The sequence below is a fragment of the Hyphomicrobium sp. GJ21 genome (genome assembly GCF_001006785.1).
Classification (GTDB): Bacteria; Pseudomonadota; Alphaproteobacteria; order Rhizobiales; family Hyphomicrobiaceae; genus Hyphomicrobium_B.
Genome location: NZ_CDHO01000003.1, coordinates 132,511 through 151,601, shown reverse-complemented (window position 1 = coordinate 151,601; position 19,091 = coordinate 132,511). Strand labels below are relative to the sequence as shown.

The 19,091-nt window shown below is 62.5% G+C and carries 18 protein-coding genes; 13 read left to right on the top strand and 5 right to left on the bottom strand.

Annotation, left to right across the window (positions count from 1 at the left end; all coding sequences use genetic code 11):
* Positions 1-116 precede the first annotated feature (116 nt).
* On the top strand, positions 117-632 hold the full coding sequence (locus HYPGJ_RS09055) for a DUF2155 domain-containing protein (protein WP_046848258.1): 516 nt from the start codon (positions 117-119) through the stop codon (positions 630-632).
* A gap of 19 nt (positions 633-651) precedes the next feature.
* On the opposite strand, the gene hemB is transcribed toward HYPGJ_RS09055, so the two are convergent.
* The 4 genes from hemB to HYPGJ_RS09035 form a co-directional block, all read right to left on the bottom strand.
* Positions 652-1,698, bottom strand: coding sequence for a porphobilinogen synthase (hemB, locus tag HYPGJ_RS09050; RefSeq protein ID WP_046846924.1), 1,047 nt, complete (start codon positions 1,696-1,698; stop codon positions 652-654).
* Positions 1,699-1,843: 145 nt separating this feature from the next.
* A complete protein-coding gene (locus HYPGJ_RS09045; protein ID WP_244466061.1) occupies positions 1,844-3,178 on the bottom strand; it encodes a L,D-transpeptidase family protein in 1,335 nt (444 codons plus the stop codon).
* A gap of 305 nt (positions 3,179-3,483) precedes the next feature.
* A complete protein-coding gene (locus HYPGJ_RS09040; RefSeq protein WP_013214984.1) occupies positions 3,484-3,993 on the bottom strand; it encodes a winged helix DNA-binding protein in 510 nt (169 codons plus the stop codon).
* 219 nt (positions 3,994-4,212) lie between these two features.
* Entirely contained in the window at positions 4,213-5,331 is a 1,119-nt protein-coding gene (locus HYPGJ_RS09035) for an enoyl-CoA hydratase/isomerase family protein (protein ID WP_052750849.1), read from the bottom strand.
* Positions 5,332-5,544: 213 nt separating this feature from the next.
* On the opposite strand from HYPGJ_RS09035, the gene HYPGJ_RS09030 reads away from it, so the two are divergent.
* The 11 genes from HYPGJ_RS09030 (at position 5,545) to HYPGJ_RS08980 (ending at position 17,232) form a co-directional block, all read left to right on the top strand.
* Positions 5,545-6,744, top strand: coding sequence for an extensin family protein (locus tag HYPGJ_RS09030; protein WP_046846923.1), 1,200 nt, complete (start codon positions 5,545-5,547; stop codon positions 6,742-6,744).
* Positions 6,745-7,050: 306 nt separating this feature from the next.
* Entirely contained in the window at positions 7,051-8,280 is a 1,230-nt protein-coding gene (gene hemA / locus HYPGJ_RS09025; RefSeq protein ID WP_046846922.1) for a 5-aminolevulinate synthase, read from the top strand.
* Positions 8,281-8,607: 327 nt separating this feature from the next.
* Positions 8,608-9,912, top strand: coding sequence for a serine hydroxymethyltransferase (gene glyA / locus HYPGJ_RS09020; protein ID WP_046846921.1), 1,305 nt, complete (start codon positions 8,608-8,610; stop codon positions 9,910-9,912).
* Between the two features lie 262 nt (positions 9,913-10,174).
* Positions 10,175-10,699 (top strand): transcriptional regulator NrdR, encoded by a 525-nt coding sequence (gene nrdR / locus HYPGJ_RS09015; protein WP_013214990.1) that lies wholly within the window; start codon positions 10,175-10,177, stop codon positions 10,697-10,699.
* A gap of 4 nt (positions 10,700-10,703) precedes the next feature.
* Positions 10,704-11,810 carry a bifunctional diaminohydroxyphosphoribosylaminopyrimidine deaminase/5-amino-6-(5-phosphoribosylamino)uracil reductase RibD gene (gene ribD / locus HYPGJ_RS09010; protein ID WP_046846920.1) on the top strand — a complete coding sequence of 369 codons (1,107 nt, stop codon included), beginning with the start codon at positions 10,704-10,706 and terminating at the stop codon, positions 11,808-11,810.
* 23 nt (positions 11,811-11,833) lie between these two features.
* Positions 11,834-12,427 (top strand): riboflavin synthase, encoded by a 594-nt coding sequence (locus tag HYPGJ_RS09005; protein ID WP_046848255.1) that lies wholly within the window; start codon positions 11,834-11,836, stop codon positions 12,425-12,427.
* Positions 12,427-13,575, top strand: coding sequence for a 3,4-dihydroxy-2-butanone-4-phosphate synthase (ribB, locus tag HYPGJ_RS09000; protein WP_046846919.1), 1,149 nt, complete (start codon positions 12,427-12,429; stop codon positions 13,573-13,575). The genes HYPGJ_RS09005 and ribB overlap by 1 nt, the downstream gene beginning before the upstream one ends.
* Positions 13,576-13,582: 7 nt before the next feature.
* Entirely contained in the window at positions 13,583-14,086 is a 504-nt protein-coding gene (ribH, locus tag HYPGJ_RS08995; protein WP_046846918.1) for a 6,7-dimethyl-8-ribityllumazine synthase, read from the top strand.
* Positions 14,083-14,595, top strand: coding sequence for a transcription antitermination factor NusB (nusB, locus tag HYPGJ_RS08990; RefSeq protein WP_046846917.1), 513 nt, complete (start codon positions 14,083-14,085; stop codon positions 14,593-14,595). The genes ribH and nusB overlap by 4 nt, the downstream gene beginning before the upstream one ends.
* Positions 14,596-14,611: 16 nt before the next feature.
* Positions 14,612-15,637, top strand: coding sequence for a thiamine-phosphate kinase (gene thiL, locus HYPGJ_RS08985; RefSeq protein WP_046846916.1), 1,026 nt, complete (start codon positions 14,612-14,614; stop codon positions 15,635-15,637).
* A gap of 236 nt (positions 15,638-15,873) precedes the next feature.
* Positions 15,874-17,232 carry a L,D-transpeptidase family protein gene (locus tag HYPGJ_RS08980; RefSeq protein ID WP_046848254.1) on the top strand — a complete coding sequence of 453 codons (1,359 nt, stop codon included), beginning with the start codon at positions 15,874-15,876 and terminating at the stop codon, positions 17,230-17,232.
* Positions 17,233-17,239: 7 nt separating this feature from the next.
* Here HYPGJ_RS08980 and HYPGJ_RS08975 read toward each other — a convergent pair whose 3' ends face one another.
* Positions 17,240-17,719 carry an Lrp/AsnC family transcriptional regulator gene (locus HYPGJ_RS08975; RefSeq protein WP_046846915.1) on the bottom strand — a complete coding sequence of 160 codons (480 nt, stop codon included), beginning with the start codon at positions 17,717-17,719 and terminating at the stop codon, positions 17,240-17,242.
* 141 nt (positions 17,720-17,860) lie between these two features.
* Between HYPGJ_RS08975 and ald the strand changes: the two genes are divergently transcribed.
* Positions 17,861-18,985 carry an alanine dehydrogenase gene (gene ald / locus HYPGJ_RS08970; RefSeq protein WP_046846914.1) on the top strand — a complete coding sequence of 375 codons (1,125 nt, stop codon included), beginning with the start codon at positions 17,861-17,863 and terminating at the stop codon, positions 18,983-18,985.
* Positions 18,986-19,091: the final 106 nt, after the last annotated feature.

The window sequence follows — 19,091 nt, the reverse complement described above, 5'->3', positions numbered from 1 at the left end:
CGGGTTTTGGCGTCAGCAAGCTGACGCTAACGAACGTTCCGTCGATTGGACCTGTGTTGAACCGTTCTCTGCTTATGCCATTCCCGAATGCGCCGGAAAGCGCTGTGCGTGCTGTCATGTTCGCAGCGCGCCTGGCGGCTTTCGGCGCGGTTGTCTGTCTGCTCGGGCCGGCATCGCCTGCGCGCGCCGATCGTATCGAGAACGGCGTCGCGGTGTTTTCAGCACTCGACAAGGTCACTGCACGCATTTCGAAGTTCGAAGTCGAGCTTAACAAGACCGTCGAATTCGGTGCGTTGCGCGTGACGCCGCGCAGCTGCTACTCGCGCCCGCCGACGGAAGAGCCGAAAACGACGACGTTCGTCGAAGTCGATGAAACGCAACTCGACGGCACCGAAAAGCGCATCTTCACTGGTTGGATGTTCGCCGAGAGCCCGGGCATCTATGGCCTGGAGCATCCGACCTATGATGTGTGGCTGACGGACTGCGAAAAACCGCGCCGCTCGGTCGCCGAGAAAAAACCTGCGCCCGCTGAGGCGCCTTCCGAGGGCAACGATGCGGCGACAGCCGAAGCTCCGGCACCCGCGGGCGACAGCGATCTGCCACCGGAATTCCGCCGTCGCGTCAGACGCTAGTCACGCCTGCCTATTGTGATCAGGGCTTGAGCAGCCGCGCCGCCTTGGGCGCGAAGTACGTCAGCACACCAGCAGCGCCTGCGCGTTTGAATGCCAGCAGGCTTTCGAGCACGGTCTTGTTTTCGTCGAGCCAGCCGCGTTCGAAGGCGCCCGCGAGCATCGCGTACTCGCCCGACACCTGATAGGCGAACGTCGGCACCTTGAACGTTTCCGAGACGCGGCGCACGATGTCTAGATACGGTAATCCGGGCTTCACCATCACCATGTCCGCGCCTTCTTCGAGGTCGAGCGCGACCTCGCGCAGCGCTTCATCGGTGTTGCCGGGGTCCATCTGGTACGTGCGCTTGTCGCCCTTGAGGAAACCAGCCGAGCCGACCGCGTCGCGGAAGGGACCGTAAAATGCGCTCGCGTATTTCGCAGCGTAGGACATGATCTGCGTGTTCTTGTGGCCTGATGCTTCGAGCGCGGCACGAATGGCGCCGATGCGTCCGTCCATCATGTCCGAAGGCGCGAGCACGTCGGCGCCGGCCTCGGCTTGAACGAGCGACTGTTTGATCAGCGCGGCGTTCGTTTCGTCGTTCGCGATCTCGTCGCCGATGAGCAGCCCGTCGTGGCCGTGGCTGGTGTAGGGATCGAGCGCAACGTCGAGAATGACGCCGAGATCGAGACCGGCCTTTTTGATGGCGCGGGTTGCGCGGCAGACAAGATTGTCGGCGTTGAAGGCTTCGTTCGCGTCATCCGAGCGCTTCGCCGGATCGGTGAACGGAAAAAGCGCGATCGCCGGAATTTCGAGCGCGACCGCTTCCTTCGCGGCTTCGACGATCAGATCGACGCTCAGGCGTTCGACACCCGGCATCGACGTCACGGGCACGCGCTTGTCTTTTCCCTCGATGACGAACATCGGCCAGATGAGGTCGCTCGGCGAAAGGCGATGCTCGGCGACGAGTTCGCGCGTCCAGGGCGCTTTGCGGTTGCGGCGCATCCGGGTCGCGGGGAAGCGTCCGCTCGTGTCCGTTGCGGATTGGCCGGTCGCGGCGGGGGAAGGGGGGCGTGAGCGAGTCGACATCGAGGCCTGCGCAGTAAGTTCGGATTGGGTTCGGCGAGTTTGGGCACGCCAGCCCGCGCAATGCAAGGCAAGAGGGCCGTCGTCGTTAGCGCACCTGCAATGCGGGCGGCGCCTGCATTCGGGCGACTAAGCGCGGCGGCGCGGCTCAGTAATTGGCCGCGATCTCGCCGATGCCGTCCTTCTGATAGAGGTCGCGGCGGAATTGCACGATGCCGTCGGGCGTCGCCCAAGCGCTGATGTAAACGAACAGCAGCTGCACCGGCTTTTTCAGACGCAAATCCAGCCGTTCGCCGTTGGCCTTCATCGAGGCAATGCGCTCGCTATCCCAACCTCTTTGCTCGGCGAGAAGCCAGGCGGCGAGATTTTCGATGTTGTGAACGCGGATGCAGCCCGAGCTTGCGGAGCGATAGTTGCGTCCGAAGATGCGATCCGACGGCGTGTCGTGCATGTAGACCGAATGCGCGCTATCGAAGTTGATCTTCAGAAAGCCGAGCGGATTTTCTTTCCCCGGCTGCTGACTGTACGTGTAGGTCCCGGGCTTGACCGTGCTCCAATTGATCTTCGCCGGATCGACCTTCTTGCCGTTGGAGTAGGCGTCGATGTGGAACTTCAGGAGGACGTTCTGTCCCTTGGACTGCATCTCGCGGCCGCGCGGGATGAGATCCTCGGAAATGACGGTCGGCGGCAAACGCCAGACGGGATTGAAGCTCAAGTCGGTGATCGGCGTGTGCAGCAGCGGCGTCGGGCGGTCTGCCTTACCGACGACGGCGGCGTAGCGCGCAACGATCTGGCCGTTCTGCACGGCTTCGACCTGTGCGGCCGGTATGTTGACGACAACGTATTTCTTGCCGGCCTTGGCCGTGAATTCCTCGAGGCGGCTGACGTTGGCTTTCAGCTGTTTCAAGCGGGCGTCGGCCGGAACATTGAGGGCAACGATCGTGCGCTTGTCGGCGATGCCGGTTGGGGTCAGTCCGTTCGAGGCTTGAAAGCGCTTCAACGCCTTGTCGACGTCGGAATCGAAGTAAGTCGAAGATATGTTGCCGCCGGTCAGATCGCCGGACGCCGCGAGTCTCTGGCGCAGCAGGCCGACGGCCGCGTCCGTGGTGCCATACTGTAGAAGGCTGTCGCGTGGCGTCTTGTTCGGCGGCTCCGGCAGCTGCGGCCACCCGCCTTGCGCGACGATGTTCGTGTAGCGCTGGATCGCGGTCTTCGTCGCGGCGATGTTGGCTTTCGAAAGCGTCGCGTAGCCCTTTGGCGGATTGGCTTCCCACTCGCGAACGAAATCCGGATCGTAGGTGTTCGTCGTTCCAGGGCCGTTGCCGACGGGGCCGAACTGAAACCACGACGTTTGTGCGAAGGCCTGGCCTAGTCCGAAGCCACCCGAGCCGGATGCGATGACGAAAGTGAGCGCCAGCAGGATAGCGAGACCTGCTCGTCCCGCGCGCTGTGCGACGTTGAGTGCTGCTCTCGACCGGTGCACGATTTTCCCCGCCCGTTCGTATCTGCGATTTGCCCGTGACTTTCCGCGCTTATACAACGAAACCGCGGCCGCGCATCGGGTTCGGGAGCCATAAACCGTCTTCAGTTCCCGGCGGCGCGGCGCAGTTTAAGTTGCTTCCTGGGCGGCACGAATATTTTTGAAGGCCGATCAGGCGTTTCGTCGGCCGGCGCGCCCTGGCGGCAACAATCGACGCTTTCGGCGCGCAAAAAAGCCGCCCGGGGGTTTCCAGGGCGGCTTGCAAGTGCAGCAACCGGCAACGTTCGTCGGAAGCTGTGGGAGCCCGATCAGAGGCGATAGCGAATCTGGTCCGACCAGAAGCGTTCGAGGCGAACGAGCGCCTTGTTCAAACCCTTCACGTCGTCGCCCGACACTTCGCCGACCGTTTGGACGGAACCGAGCTGGCGCAGATAAAGCTTGCTGACGATGTCGCGAGCTTCGAGACCTTTTTCGGTCAGGCTGACGCGCACGGAACGGCGGTCGGTATCCGAACGCTTGTAATGGATGTAGCCCATGTCGACGAGCTTCTTCAGATTGTAGGAGACGTTCGAGCCAAGGTAGTAGCCGCGCGTCTTCAACTCGCCGGCGGTGAGTTCGCTCTCGCCGATGTTGTAGAGCAGCAGTGCCTGAACGCTGTTGAGTTCTGCGCCGCCCTGGCGATCGAATTCATCCTTGATGACGTCGAGAAGGAGACGGTGAAGTCTCTCGATCAGACGAAGGGCCTGTAAGTATTCGCCCCGAAAGCCTTCTTCCTGCACCGGAGCGCGCGGACGGGCCACTTCATACGCTAGACTCATAACGCTGCCTCACACTGTTTGACGCCTCCCGGTTTGCCCCGGGTTTTGACAAATAGATAACGCGAAGCCCTGAATTTCGCCTAAATAGATATAGTAAAAGAACAGTTCCCCACCCGTTTCGGAAGAGTCTTTTAACTAATCGCGACGGGACATTGCTTTCATGGTCAATATTCGGATAACGCGTCCGATAAATTTATTCGGAATTCGCGTTGCGCGGAATTAAACGCGCGCTGCCTGCATTTCCGAGCGCAGCGGCAGTTCAAGTTCGCCATCTGGGAGCGGCGCGAAATATTTCTCGACCATAGCTGTCGTAATATCTTCGAATTGCGCGGGTGACCATGACGGAGCGCCGTCCTTGTCGCGCAACAAAGCCCTGACGCCTTCGGCGAAATCCGTGCCTTCGAAGCAGCGGACGGCAAGGCGATAATCCTCGATCAGTGTCTGGCGAATATCGAGTGTCAGCGCATTGCGGATATGGCGGTCCGTTATCGCGAGCGATATCGGCGAACTCTTGCGCAATCCGGCAAGTGTGTTGCGGGACCATTCGCAGCCTGACGATTCCGCCTCGCTCAGAGATTTGATAATCTTAGCCAGCGACGATTGCGAAAAGTGGTCCCGGATCAGACTCAAATCTTTCTGGACAGCGCCTTCGGATTGCGGCTCGTGCAAATCATCGAGAAGCGGATCGACGGGAATTGCGTCGGCGAGCTTGGCACGAATTCCGGGAAATTCCGATGCCGCGATGCAGTGCGTCACGAGGCCGAGCCAATGCGCGTCGTCGCGACGGATTGGACGTCCGGTCAGTCCAAGATAGAGGCCGATCGGCCAGGGCAGACGCGCCAGAACTTTCGCGACGCCGACGTCGGGAAACAGCCCGATCTTCACTTCGGGCATCGCCCATTTGTAAGCTTCGCCCGCAACGCGATGGGTGTTGTAAGCGGTCAGGCCCACGCCGGACCCCATGCACACGCCGTCGATGAAGGATACGCACGGCTTCGAAAAGCATTCGAGCAGCCAGTCGAGTGCATACTCGCGGCGCATGATGGCCTTGGCGCTTTCGATGTCGCGCTTGGCTTCGGCGGTCAGTGCCAGCACGTCGCCACCGGCGCAGAAGGCCTTCGGACTGCTTGAGACGAGCGCGACGATGTAGGTGTCCGGATCGCGTGCGATAACCGGCAGCGCTGTGCTCAAGACCCCGCACATTTCGTCATCGAACGCGTTGAGCGCCTGCGGACGGTTGAGGACGAATGTCCGGAGCGCCTGCGTCCGCTCGGCGATGATTTTCGCGTCCGGCGTGCTCGATTGTGTCGTTGGCGTCGATGCCTGCTGTGCGGTCACTGAAAATCCGATGTGTTGGCGCTTCGCGGAAAAAATCTGCTGCTAGGTATGGTCCGTTCTCGCGCGTTTCGCCATATTCTGCGCGCATGATCGGCGCGGATGTTGCGTCTAATAACGCGCCAATTCATTTTGCAGTGCGCTTGTCGTCTCGCCTAGGATTCGTCAAGCCCTTGTTTGCCCTTCGTCGCGTTTGCTCCGAGAAGGAATGAGCCAGTGACCAATTTCGGCCGGACGGCAATCGCGCTCACAGCCGCGGCGGTCATTTCGCTCCTTATCATTGATGCTGCGGCGGCGAAGAGCAAAAAGCATCATTCGCAACCTGCGGCGGCGGCCGAAAATGCTCAGCCGGCGACCGATGACAAACAGGGTCAGGCCAACGACGTAAACGGCCAGGCGCAAAAACCCGCTTCGAGCGAGAAAGCCGCCGGCGCGAATGCGAGTGCGACGCCACCGAACACGTGGAGCGACGCGGAGATCGCCGATGCGAAAACGCACTGCGCCGAGGTCCTGCAGCGGATTCACGCCGTCTATGCCGCGCGTGAACCAATCCGGGAAGGCGCGTGCGGAGCGCCAGCGCCGATCGAGCTGATCAGCATCGGGCAAAATCCGGAGGTGACGTTTTCGCCGCCGCCCGTCGTGCGCTGCGACCTCGCCGAAACGCTCGTCAACTGGCTGGAAAACGACTTGCAGCCGCTGGCGAAAAAACATTTCGGCGCGCCGATCATCAAGATCGAGACAATGAGCGGCTATTCCTGCCGCAACGCCTTCGGACGCAAGACGACCAAGCTCAGCGAGCACGGGCTGGCAAATGCCCTCGACATCGGGGCTTTCGTTACGGCGTCGGCGAAATCCGTCTCCGTGCTTGATGACTGGGGGACGACGCAGCGGGAACTTGCCGAAATCGCGGAAAAGAAGGCTGCTGCCGAAAAGCAGGCGGCCGAACTTGCAGCCGCCCAAAAGGCTGAGCAGACGAATCTCGCGAGCGAGCAGGGGGCGGGCGCTGCCTCAGCACCGGCAGCCGCGACGGCTTCGGGCCTCGGGGCTCCGGCCGCGGGGCTGGCGCGCTCGACCATCGTCGATGGCGTCCCGAAGGTGACGGTCACGCTGCCGGGGGCATCGAAAAGCGCCACCAAGACGGCGGTGCGAGCTGACGAGCCGCCTGCAAGGCTCGGTGGCCCGGCTCCCGGCTCGGCCAAGGCCGGTGCCGGAAAATCGCGCCGCAAGGACGTTGCCGCTCTCAGCCAAACGACGGGACGGGGGACACTGTCCGACGACCAGGCGTTCCTGCGTGAGGCGCATGTCGCGGCTTGCCGCCGGTTCGGCACGACCCTCGGCCCGGAGGCCAATCGCGACCACGTCAATCATTTCCACGTCGACATGGCCCAGCGAAAATTCGCGAAAATCTGCGACTAGGCGCGAGCGGCGCGGCGCGACCTGTCACGGCGTTTTCGGACGAGTCGTGCGGGGCGTTGAGGCACCGCCCGCAGGTCCCGCGATGAGCCCGCCCCGGACGCGTTTGATCTATATCAAAGGGAGCGACGACATCTCCCAAAACGGCCAGAAAACCTATATTTTGCAAGGCAAAAGAACTACGCTGCCAAATCAAACATGAAACTTTTTAAACTTGCGCGACGAAGAAGCACTGGTACTCGGGGCCGGTCCAAGTCATAAAGGTTCTAAAATAATGAACGGTGTGCTTTTGGGAGCGGAATTCTTCTGATGACATACGAGCAGAAGCTCGCTGACGCCGTTGAGGCTGTCAAACGCGAGGGCCGGTACCGGGTATTTGCAGATGTGAAGCGCAGTCGCGGCGCATTTCCGAAGGCCGAAGTTCTGAAGGGCGAGGCGACAAAGCCCATTACCGTCTGGTGCTCGAACGACTACCTGGGCATGGGCCAGCACCCGTCCGTGCTCGCAGCCATGCACGAAGCCATCGACCTCGTGGGCGCAGGTTCAGGCGGTACGCGCAACATTGCCGGCACAACTCATTACCACGTTCAGCTCGAGCACGAACTCGCTGATCTGCACGGCAAGGAAACGGCTCTGGTCTTCACGTCGGCTTTCGTCGCCAACGAGGCGGCGCTTTCGACGCTGTCGCAGCTTCTGCCGGGCTGCGTAATCTTTTCCGATGAGAAGAACCACGCCTCGATGATTGCGGGCATCCGCAACGGACGTGGCGCCAAGCACATTTTCAAGCACAACGATCTCGCCGACCTCGAAGCGCAGCTCAAGAAGGTGCCGAAAGAGACGCCGAAGATCATCGCCTTCGAGAGCGTCTACTCGATGGACGGGCACATCGCTCCGATCGGCGCGATCTGTGACCTCGCGGTCAAATACAATGCGCTGACCTATCTCGATGAGGTTCACGCCGTCGGCCTCTACGGCCCGCGCGGCGGCGGCGTCGCCGAACGCGATGGCGTTATGCATCGCGTTGACATCATCAATGGTACGCTCGCCAAAGGCTTCGGCGTGATGGGTGGCTATATTGCGGCCTCGCGCACCATCTGTGATGCCATCCGCTCGTATGCTCCGGGCTTCATCTTCACGACGTCGCTGGCGCCTGCTGTCGTTGCCGGCGCTGTTGCTTCGATCCGCCACCTGAAGTCGAGCTCGATCGAGCGCGAACGCCATCAGGAACGCGCCCGCACGCTGAAGCGCATGCTGATCGCGGCCGATCTGCCGCTCATCTCGGGGCCGAGCCATATCGTCCCCGTGCTGGTCACGGATCCGGTTCGCTGCAAGGCACTGACGGACGTCTTGCTCGACCGGTATGGCATCTACGTGCAACCGATCAATTATCCGACGGTTCCGCGGGGCACGGAGCGCTTGCGCCTCACGCCGTCGCCGCAGCACACCAATGCCGACATGGAGCATCTCGTCAACGCGTTGACGGAACTGTGGTCGCAGTGCCCGCTGGCGCTGATGGCGAGCCTCGAAGCGGCGGAATAGTCTTCGAACTTCGAATGGTTCGGGCCGTTGCCTCCCCGGCGACGGCCGACGGTGCAAGTTCGCATCCTTCGCATTGAACCGCCCGTGCCTTTGCCGGACTTCGCAAGTCGAGGATTGCCGGCGGCCAAGCCTTTTTTGCGCTAACGACGGGCTTTGCCGCGCTTTTATTACGCGGGGCAAGCCACCCTTTGGGCAGCCAACTTACCCAATGGGGGAGTTGAGTGCGGGCGGTCCGCCTCGTACTATGGCACTACGCAGGCGGGCGACCACGACAACTGCCCGAAATGCCAGAATTCAAAAAATCATCCTTTTTCAGAGGAAACCCTGATGTCGACCGCACCGGCCGCTGGAACTTCGCAGACGTCGCGTTTTTTCAAGGCGCATGTTTCGGAAACCGATCCCGAAATCTTCAGCGCGATCCAGAAAGAGTTTGGTCGCCAGCAGCATGAGATCGAGCTCATCGCCTCCGAGAATATCGTCTCGCAGGCTGTCCTCGACGCCGCTGGCTCGGTGCTGACGAACAAGTATGCCGAAGGCTACCCGGGCAAGCGCTATTACGGCGGCTGCCAGTTCGTCGACATCGCCGAAGAGATCGCAATCGATCGCGCCAAGAAGCTGTTCAACTGCGGCTTCGCCAACGTGCAGCCGAACTCCGGCAGCCAGGCGAACCAGGGCGTATTCAACGCGCTCGCAAAGCCCGGCGACACGATCCTCGGTCTGTCGCTCGCAGCCGGTGGTCACTTGACCCACGGCGCGCCCGTCAACCAGTCGGGCAAGTGGTTCAAGGCCGTGCACTACACGGTGAAGCCGGACACGCACCTCATCGACATGGAGGAAGTGAAGAAGCTGGCGCATGAGCACAAGCCGCGCATCATCATCGCCGGCGGCTCGGCCTATCCGCGCAAGATCGACTTCGCGGCCTTCCGCGCCATCGCTGACGAAGTCGGCGCGACGTTCCTCGTCGACATGGCGCACTTCGCCGGTCTCGTGGCGGCTGGTCTCATCCCGAGCCCGTTCCCGCATGCGCACGTCGTGACGACGACGACGCACAAGACGCTTCGCGGTCCGCGCGGCGGCATGATCCTGACGAACGACGAAGAGATCGCGAAGAAGGTCAACTCGGCGATCTTCCCTGGCATTCAGGGCGGTCCGCTGATGCACGTCATCGCGGCCAAGGCCGTTGCATTCGGCGAGGCGCTGCGTCCCGACTACAAGGTCTACATGAAGAACGTGATGGACAACGCCCGCGCTCTTGGCGAGGTGCTGGTGCAGAACGGCTTCGCGCTCGTCTCGGGCGGCACCGACACGCACCTCATCCTCGTCGACCTGCGTCCGAAGAAGATCACGGGCAACAAGGCCGAGAAGGCGCTGGGCCGCGCGCATATCACCTGCAACAAGAACGGCATTCCGTTCGACCCCGAGAAGCCGATGGTGACGTCGGGCATTCGCCTCGGTTCGCCGGCCGGCACGACGCGCGGCTTCGGCGTCGCCGAGTTCCAGGAGATCGGCCGTCTGATCTCGGAAGTGCTCGAAGGTCTCGCAAAGAACGGCGAAGAGAACAACGGCGCCGTCGAGGAAGCCGTCAAGGCCAAGGCGACGGCGCTCTGCGAGCGCTTCCCGATCTACGCCTGACAGACCAGATCTATTGCTGAATAAGGAAAAGGTGCTCTTTGCGGGCACCTTTTTTTATGCGATGCGCATGGACGCTGTCGCGGGACAGCGTGTATCGGTGGAACGCGTCGATGGCAGGACTTCCTCTTTGTCGCGAAAACGTCCACAGAGAAACACTTTCCAACCGGTACATGGGCGAGGCGGGCAGAGCTGAAAGCCGCTTGCCGCCGTGATAGAGAGTTGCCCGCGATTTGTGCGGGCACTGAAGTTTGAGGAGCAAGCAATGCGCTGTCCGTTTTGCGGAAGCGAGGATAGCCAGGTCAAGGATAGCCGCCCGTCGGACGAGAACGCCGCCATCAGAAGGCGTCGCGTCTGCTCCGATTGCGGCGCCCGATTCACGACCTTCGAGCGTGTTCAGCTCCGCGAGTTGACGGTCGTCAAACGCTCAGGGCGCAAAGTGCTGTTCGATCGCGACAAACTTTCGAAATCGATTTCCGTCGCGCTGCGAAAACGTCCGATCGAACCGGAGCGGATCGATCGCCTCGTGTCGGGGCTTGTCCGGCAGCTTGAAAGCTCGGGCGAAACGGAGATCACCTCCGCCGAGATCGGGGAACTCGTCATGGCGGCGCTGCGCGAACTCGATCCCGTTGCCTACGTCCGGTTCGCGTCAGTCTATCGCGATTTCCGCGATACGGCCGATTTCCATGCGGTGCTTCGCGAACTCGCGGCGGACACGCGCGATCCGCTCGACAGCAGCGAGCGCTTCGGCATCGTTCGCGACGACGCGGCAATCCAGAAGAAGCACTGAGCCGATGGCCGAGCCGAAAAGCAGCGCGTTCGACGAGGAGATGATGGCCATTGCGCTGCGCATGGCCGAGCGTGGCCTTGGCGCGACGATGCCCAATCCGTCGGTCGGCGCGGTCATCGCCGACGAGACGACGGGCGAGATTCTCGCGCGCGCCGTGACGGCTCCCGGCGGCCGCCCACACGCCGAGACCCAAGCGATTGCGGCGGCTGGCGAGCGCGTGCGCGGCGCGACGATTTACGTGACGCTCGAGCCGTGCTCGCATCACGGCCGGACGGGACCTTGTGCCGAAGCCATCGTCGCGGCCGGGCTGAAACGCGCCGTCGTCGCGATCGAGGACCCCGATCCGCGGGTTTCGGGACGCGGTCTCGATAAGTTGCGCGACGCCGGGCTCGAGGTCGTCAGGGGCGTCGGCGCGGCCGAAGCCCGCCGCATTACGCGCGGGCATATCGTGCGGATCACCGAGCGCCGGCCGTTCACGACAGTCAAGCTCGCGCTCGACGGGGCGGGGGAGATCGCGCGCGGCAACGGTGTTTCGCCGATCTGGGTCACCGCCGAAATGGCGCGTGCGCACGGCATGCTGCTTCGGGCGCATTACGACGCCATTCTCGTCGGCAGCGCCACCGTGCGCGACGACGATCCGGAATTGACGTGCCGCCTGCCGGGGCTGATCGATCGCTCGCCGGCGCGTATCATTCTGTCACGCTCGCTCGACATTCCTGCGGGTGCGAAACTCGTTCGAAGCGCCAGCAGCGTTCCGACCTGGATGATGACGGCTCCGGACAGCGATCCGCAAAAGCGCGAGCAGTTAACCTCGCACGGCGTCGAAATTCACGATATCCCGATCGTCGGGCAAAGCCTGTGGCTGCCCGCCATCATGGAAGCGCTGGTCGGCCGCGGCGTGACGCGCCTTCTTGTCGAGGGCGGGCCCCGAATCTGGCGCTCGTTCGCGGACGCGTCGCTGGTCGACGAAGTCATCCTATACATGGCTGGAATGCCCGGCGATGATGTCGCGATGGACGCTATCGAGCGACAGCTCGGGCCTGTGGCGCTTTCGCTCGTCGACCGGCGGACGATGGGCGGCGATACCATGTGGCGGCTTCACCGGGCGTGAGGCAAACGAAGGACGCTGAGGCGATGTTTACCGGATTGATCACGGATGTCGGTGAAGTCATCGGCAAGTCGGGAGGCACGTTTACGCTGCGCACGGCGTATGCGCTCCGGCCGGAGGACGCCGGTATCTCGATCTGCTGCAACGGCGTCTGCCTGACCGCGACATCGATCAAGCCGCTGGCCTCGGGGTCGGAATTTTCGGTCGACGTTTCGAACGAGACGCTGGCGAAATCGACGCTTTCGGAGTGGGCCACGGGAAGCCGGGTAAATTTGGAGCGCTCGCTGAAGGCTGGCGACGAGCTCGGCGGCCATATCGTTTCCGGCCACGTGGACGGCGTCGCCAAAATCGTCAGCATTACGCAGGATGGCGCCAGTAAACGCTTTCTTTTCGAAGCGCCGGAGCACTTATCGCGCTATATTGCACCTAAAGGATCGGTCGCCCTCGACGGCACGTCGCTAACCGTGAATGAGGTTTCGGAAAACCGCTTCGGCGTTAATCTCATTCCGCACAGCTTGACGGTCACGACATGGGGCGGCAAAACCCCCGGCGATCTGGTGAACCTCGAAGTCGATGTCTTCGCCCGTTACGTCGCACGTCTCATGGAGTTTCGTATCTAATGTCCGCATCGACATATCTGCAGCCGACCCAGACCGGCAGCGTGCTGTCGCCGATTGAAGAGATCGTCGAGGACATGCAGAACGGCCGCATGGTCATCCTGGTAGACGCGGAAGACCGCGAGAACGAGGGCGACCTCGTCATCCCGGCGCAGATGGCGACGCCGGATGCGGTCAACTTCATGGCGAAGCATGGCCGCGGACTTGTCTGCCTGACGCTGACGCAAGCGCGCGCGCAGGAACTGCATCTCGATTTCATGGTGCGTTCGAACGGCTCGCGCAATCGCACCGCGTTCACGCAATCGATCGAAGCGCGCGAAGGTATTTCCACAGGCATCTCGGCGTTCGATCGCGCGCGCACAATCGCGACGGCAATCGATACCACGAAGGGCGCGGGCGATATCGTTTCGCCCGGCCACGTCTTTCCGCTGATCGCGCGCGAAGGCGGCGTGCTTGTTCGCGCAGGTCATACGGAAGCGTCGATCGATCTTGCGAAGCTCGCGGGGCTTTATCCGGCAGCCGTCATCTGCGAGATCATGAACGACAACGGCACGATGGCGCGCATGGACGATCTCGCGAACTTCGCCAAAGTGCACGGTTTGAAAATCGGGGCGATCGAGGATCTGATCGCTTATCGCCTCCGCAACGATCGTATCGTCAAGCGGGTCGCCAAGACCGAGATCGAAACGGCCGTCGCCGGTGCCTTTGATCTTTACGTCTATGAGACGACGTCGGAACCGGCTGAACATCTGGCGCTGGTCAAGGGCAATATCTCCAAGGGCGGACCGGTGCTGGTTCGCGTGCACGCCGTCAACATGATGAGCGACGTGCTCGGCGTTGACGGCAGCGAAGCGGGTTCGGTCATCGACCAGGCGATGCGCGCTGTCGAAGCCGAGGGGCGTGGCGTCATCGTTCTCATTCGAGATCTGCGGCCGAGGTCCATGACGGATTGGGTTTCGGCACGTCAGGATCCGGGCTCCGGGCGCGAGCTGAACAAGGAGCGACGGCAGGTCGAAATCGGCATCGGCTCGCAAATCCTGTCCGACCTTGGCGTCAAGGACATGGTGCTGCTGTCATCTTCGCCGCAGCACGTTTACGTCGGCCTTGAGGCCTTCGGCCTGCACGTCACCGGCACACGCAAAATCGAGTAGCACTGACATGGTCCAGAAATCTCCGAGCGCACCTACCGATGACAAGAGTGCGCCACACCTTCGCGCGCATATCCTCATTATCGAGGCGCCGTATTATGATGATATTTCCGGTCTTCTCGCGGAGGGAGCGCTCGCCGAATGCGAGCGCCGCGGCATGACGTATGAGCGTATCGCCGTTCCCGGCGCGCTGGAGATACCGCAGGTTCTGGCGGCTGCAGCTGCCGCGCGCGAAGCCGGTCGCAAGACGTTCGACGGTGCAGTTGCACTCGGCTGTGTCATCCGGGGCGAGACCGGTCACTACGATATCGTTTGCAACAACGCCAATCACTGGCTGATGGAAATCGCGGTGCGCAACGAAGTGCCAGTCGGCAACGCAATCCTCACTGTCGACACGCGCGAGCAGGCGATTGCGCGCGCCGAAGGCGGCGTCAACGGCAAGGGCGGCGACGCCGTGCGCGCATGCGCCCGTTTGATCGAGACGAAGCGCGCCTTCTGGGGAGCGTCCGCATGATGGCGGAGGATAAGCCGAAGCCCAGCGAGATTACCGCGCGCACCGCGGCGCGCATCGCGGCCGTGCAAGCGCTCTATCAGATGGATATGGCGGGGACCGACCTCAACGACGTCATCGCCGAGTTCCTGAATGAGCGTCTGTCGGGCGACAACCGCGATGAAATGCTTGCGGGCGCCGACCGAGTGTTTTTTGCCGACATCCTGCGTGCGGTGGTTCGCCGTCAGCGCGAGATCGATCCGATGATCGACGAGCAGCTGGCTGTCGGCTGGCGGCTGGTGCGCGTCGACTCGATTCTGCGGGCGATCCTGCGCGGCGGCGTTGCTGAACTTGTCGATCGGTACGACGTTCCGGCACGTGTCGCGATCAGCGAGTATGTCAACGTCGCTCGCGTGTTCTTCGACGAGGAAGAGCCGCGCGTCGTCAACGGCGTTCTCGACAAGCTCGCGCGGCGGCTCCGTACCAGCGAATTCGAAAAGAAGCCGGTTACGCCTTCGCAGGGCGGAGCCTAGCTTCGAGGCTCCGAATATGTCGGGCAAGTCCTTCGAACGAGACAACAGCGACTCCCGGGTCGGCAACGAAACCGAGTTGATCCAGACTTACCTCGCACCGCTTGCCGAAGGCATGGCGGGAGCTTTCGGGCTGACGGACGACGCGGCGTTTCTGCGGCCTCCTTCGGGGGCTGATCTTGTGTTCAGCAGCGACCCGATCATCGCGGGCGTACATTTTTTTCCCGACGACCGGCCTGCCGACATCGCGTGGAAGGCGCTGGCCTGCAACGCTTCCGACATGGCGGCCAAGGGCGCGGCGCCGGTCGCGTACCTTCTCACGTTGGCGCTGCCGGAAGCGCCGGAACGGGACTGGATCGCGGCGTTCGCGGATGGTCTGCGTGCGGCGCAGTCCCAATTCGGCTGCAAGCTGATCGGTGGCGACACGGACATGACGCCCGGCCCGCTTTCGATCGGCATAACGATCATCGGCTCGGTCGCGACGGGCGCTTTCGTTCCGCGGCACGGGGCCAAGGCGGGCGACCACGTCTTCGTCTCGGGCACGATCGGCGACGCCGCGCTGGGTCTGGCGCTGCGGCGTGATCCCTCGCTGTTCAGCACGCTGAAGGATGACGATCGCGCGCTTCTGCTCGATCGCTATTTGCGGCCGAAGCCGCGTCTGGCGCTTGCGGGAGCCGTTCGCTCACATGCGCGGGCGGCGCTCGATATTTCGGACGGACTGATGAAGGATTTGGGCCGGCTAGCGGGCGCTTCGCTCGGGATGGCGCTGAAATTCGATGATATTCCGCTGTCGCCGCCCGCGCGTGCGGCGCTCGACGAGAATCCGAACGTGCGCGACGGCATCCTTGCCGGTGGCGACGATTACGAACTTCTCATCGCGGTCGCTCCGGAAAACAGCGAGAAGTTCGTCGCGAGTGCCGCAGAATCGGGCATCCGTGTTCACGACATCGGCGTCCTGGAATCGAAGATCACAACCGTTGTGCTCGATCCGTCCGGCGCGCCGATCGCACTCCGCCGCCCAGGTTATGACCATTTCTCGCGTTAGCTCGATTTCCGGGTTTGTGCCGACGGCGAGATTGCAACACAGCTCTGCATTTCTTTGTAGAGCGGCAATGTGCAGGGCTTGGTAAAGCGTCACGCTTTGGCCATATGGCTCATGCCATTGTCACAAAGTGGCCGAAATGGCACGCGGCATCAACGGCCGCCAAGCCGGGCAAAGGATTGCTGCCCGCAAATCGTTGTTCTATCAGCGGCGAATTACAGGAAGGCGGGGCAAGAGGAATGAAGGTTTTCCTTTCGACAGCGCGGTTTCGGGAAACATTCCTGAGAGGCGCCGTTACAAGTGCGATCTTTGCCTTCGTTCAAATCTGCCCGCAGTTCGTGGTGCCGAGCCAGGCGCAAATGACGCTCTGGGATCAAATCCAGGGATCGCTGTCCGGCGGCAGCGCGGAGCCGTCCCCGGAACGCAAGAAAGAGCCGCTTCAGGATCTCAGGCCGGATTCGACGCCCTGGCGAAGCGACGCGATGATCAATGCGATGTCGGCTGCGATCGAGCGCTATCAGAGCATCGTCGACAGTGGCGGCTGGCCGGTCGTTCCAACCGGCCGCATGATGCGGTCGGGCGACGACGATCCGCGTGTGCCCATCCTGCGGAAGCGTCTTCGCATCTCGGGAGATATGCCGGCGAAGGGCTCCTATTACGACTCAGAGACGTTCGATTCCGAGCTGGAAGAGGGCGTGAAGCGCTTTCAGCGCCGGCACGGCATCCGCATCACGGGACGCATCGAGCAGTCGGTCTATCCGGTGCTCAACACGACGGCGGCCGAGCGTCTGGCGCAGCTGAAGCTCAACCTGCAGCGCGTGCAAGCTTTGATGCACGGCATCGAGGATCGCTACGTCCTCGTCAACGTGCCCGCGTTCCAGCTCGAAGCCGTCGATAAGTACGAGGTGCAGTTGCGCCATCGCGTCATTGTCGGCCGTCCGCAGCGGCAGACGCCGGACGTGCGCGCGATGATCAAGGCGCTGAACTTTTTCCCCTACTGGCGCGTGCCGGATAGCGTCGCGACGCTCGATCTCGTGCCGCGCCTGAAGCAGGAACCGGGCTATCTCGCGGAAGAAGGCATTCGCGTTTACAACGGCGTCAACGGTCCTGAACTCAATCCGGCGACGGTCGATTGGAGCGCGCCGCAGGTGGCGAGCTACAAGTTCAAGCAGGACCCTGGCGAGAAGAACGCGCTCGGCCTTTTGCGCATCGATATGTCGAACGAGTTCGGCGTCTACATGCACGACACGCCGATGAAGAACCTGTTCGGTCAGCAGAGCCGGCCGTTCAGCGCCGGATGCGTTCGCGTGCAGAACGTTTTCGATCTCGGCGACTGGATCGCGCATAACGAGCCCGGCTGGGAACAGCCCGGTCGCGTGCGCGACACCCTTGCGGCCGGTCAGCCGATGGAACTGAAGCTGCTGCATCCGATCCCGGTCTACTTCGCCTATTTCACGGCGTGGGCGGAACCGTCGAACGGGCGCGTCGAATTCCGTCCGGATATTTACGGGCGTGACGGAGCGGCGTTGCAGACCGCATATCAGCGCGACAACGACGATGCGCCTCCGGCAACGGCGGCCGCGGCGCTGGCGCCGTGAGGCTTGATTAGCGTTCGAGGCTTGAGAGCGGCAGGGGCCGGCTGACGACCTCGCGCAGGACGAAGCTCGACCTCAGCCGCGCTACCCCGGGCAGCCGCGAGAGCTGTTCTTTATGGATGCGCTCGAAGTCTGCGAGGTCGCGGGCGAGGACCACGATGATGTAGTCGTCCTCGCCTGACATCATGTGGCATGAGATGATCGATGGCGCGGCGGCAGCGGCTTTCTCGAAGGCTGCCAGCAGTTCCTCGTTCTGGCTTTTCAGGCTGACCTGAACGATCGCCATCATCGTCAACCCAAGTGCCGCGCGACTGATCTGAGCCTGATAGCCGCTGATGACGCCTCGCTCTTCGAGGGTACGGATGCGACGTGCAATGGCGGTCGAGGACAGCGGCACGTGCTCGGCAAGCTCGACCTGGGACTGACGCCCATCCGCGAGGAGGGCCGTCAGAATAGCGCGATCCAAGGCGTCGAGGCTGTGAGGCGACATTTTTCTGCGTCAGTTCCAAGTTGAACGCATAATATCTGCGCTGAAATTAACGCCAGCAAGCGAAATTGCTGGGTAATGGCGCCCAACCCGTGGCATTCTACGCCGTAGAATAAAACTCGTCCGCACCGACGGGAGCAGGCCATGCGGATCGGCATTCCGACTGAGATCAAAAGCGACGAATTTCGCGTCGGACTCGTGCCGGGCTCGGTCCGCGAGCTGGTGGCTCACGGGCACGAGGTCATCGTGCAGGCGGGGGCAGGCGCCGGAATTTTCGCCGACGACGCGACGTATGCCAAAGCCGGCGCGCGCATCGCGGCGACGGCCGAAGAGGTCTTTCGCGACGCCGACATGATCGTGAAGGTCAAGGAACCGCAGCCCGCCGAGTGGAAGCGGCTTCGGCCGGACCAGATCCTCTTTACGTATCTCCATCTTGCACCCGACCCGCAGCAGGCGATCGGCCTGATGCAATCGGGCGTGTCAGCCATCGCATATGAAACCGTGACCGACGCCAAGGGCGGGTTGCCGCTGCTCGCCCCGATGAGCGAGGTTGCAGGCCGCCTGTCGATCGAGGCTGCCGCGATTGCGTTGCGCCGCCCGGCCGGTGGACGCGGCGTTCTGCTTGGCGGCGTTCCCGGTGTCAAACCGGCGAAGGTCGTCGTACTCGGCGGCGGGGTCGTTGGTACGCACGCGGCGCGTATGGCGGCGGGCCTCGGCGCCAGCGTTTCGGTTATCGACAAATCGCTGCCACGTTTGCGCCAGCTCGACGAGTTGTTCGAAGGCCGGGTCGTGACGCTCGACGCGACGATGGAAACGATCGAAAGCGAAATTCTGAGTGCCGACGTCGTCGTCGGCGCGGTGCTCGTTGCGGGCGCCAGCGCGCCGAAACTCGTCAAGCGCGAGATGCTCAAGGATATGAAGACAGGCGCGGTTCTGGTCGACGTCTCGATCGATCAGGGCGGCTGCTTCGAGACCTCGCATCCGACGACGCATGCGCATCCGACGTTTGAGGTCGATGGCATCATTCATTACTGCGTGGCAAACATGCCGGGCGCTGTCCCGGTGACGTCAGCGCAGGCACTGAACAACGCGACGCTGCCGTTCGTGATCAAGCTCGCCGACAAAGGTCTTGCGGCGTTCGATCGCGATCCGCATCTCGCCGCCGGTCTCAACGTCAAGGCAGGGCGGATCACGCATCCCGCTGTCGCCGCCTCACTCGGTTTCGATAGTCTCGACGGCTCGCGATCCTTTCGCGTCGCTGCGGAATAAAGATTGAGACCCCCGTGCCGCCGGATCCCTCACCGGCGGCCACCCCGCCGGCCGCTCCTCCCCCCGGAGCGGCCGGCTTCTTTTTGGCCGCGACCAGGGTGTTTGC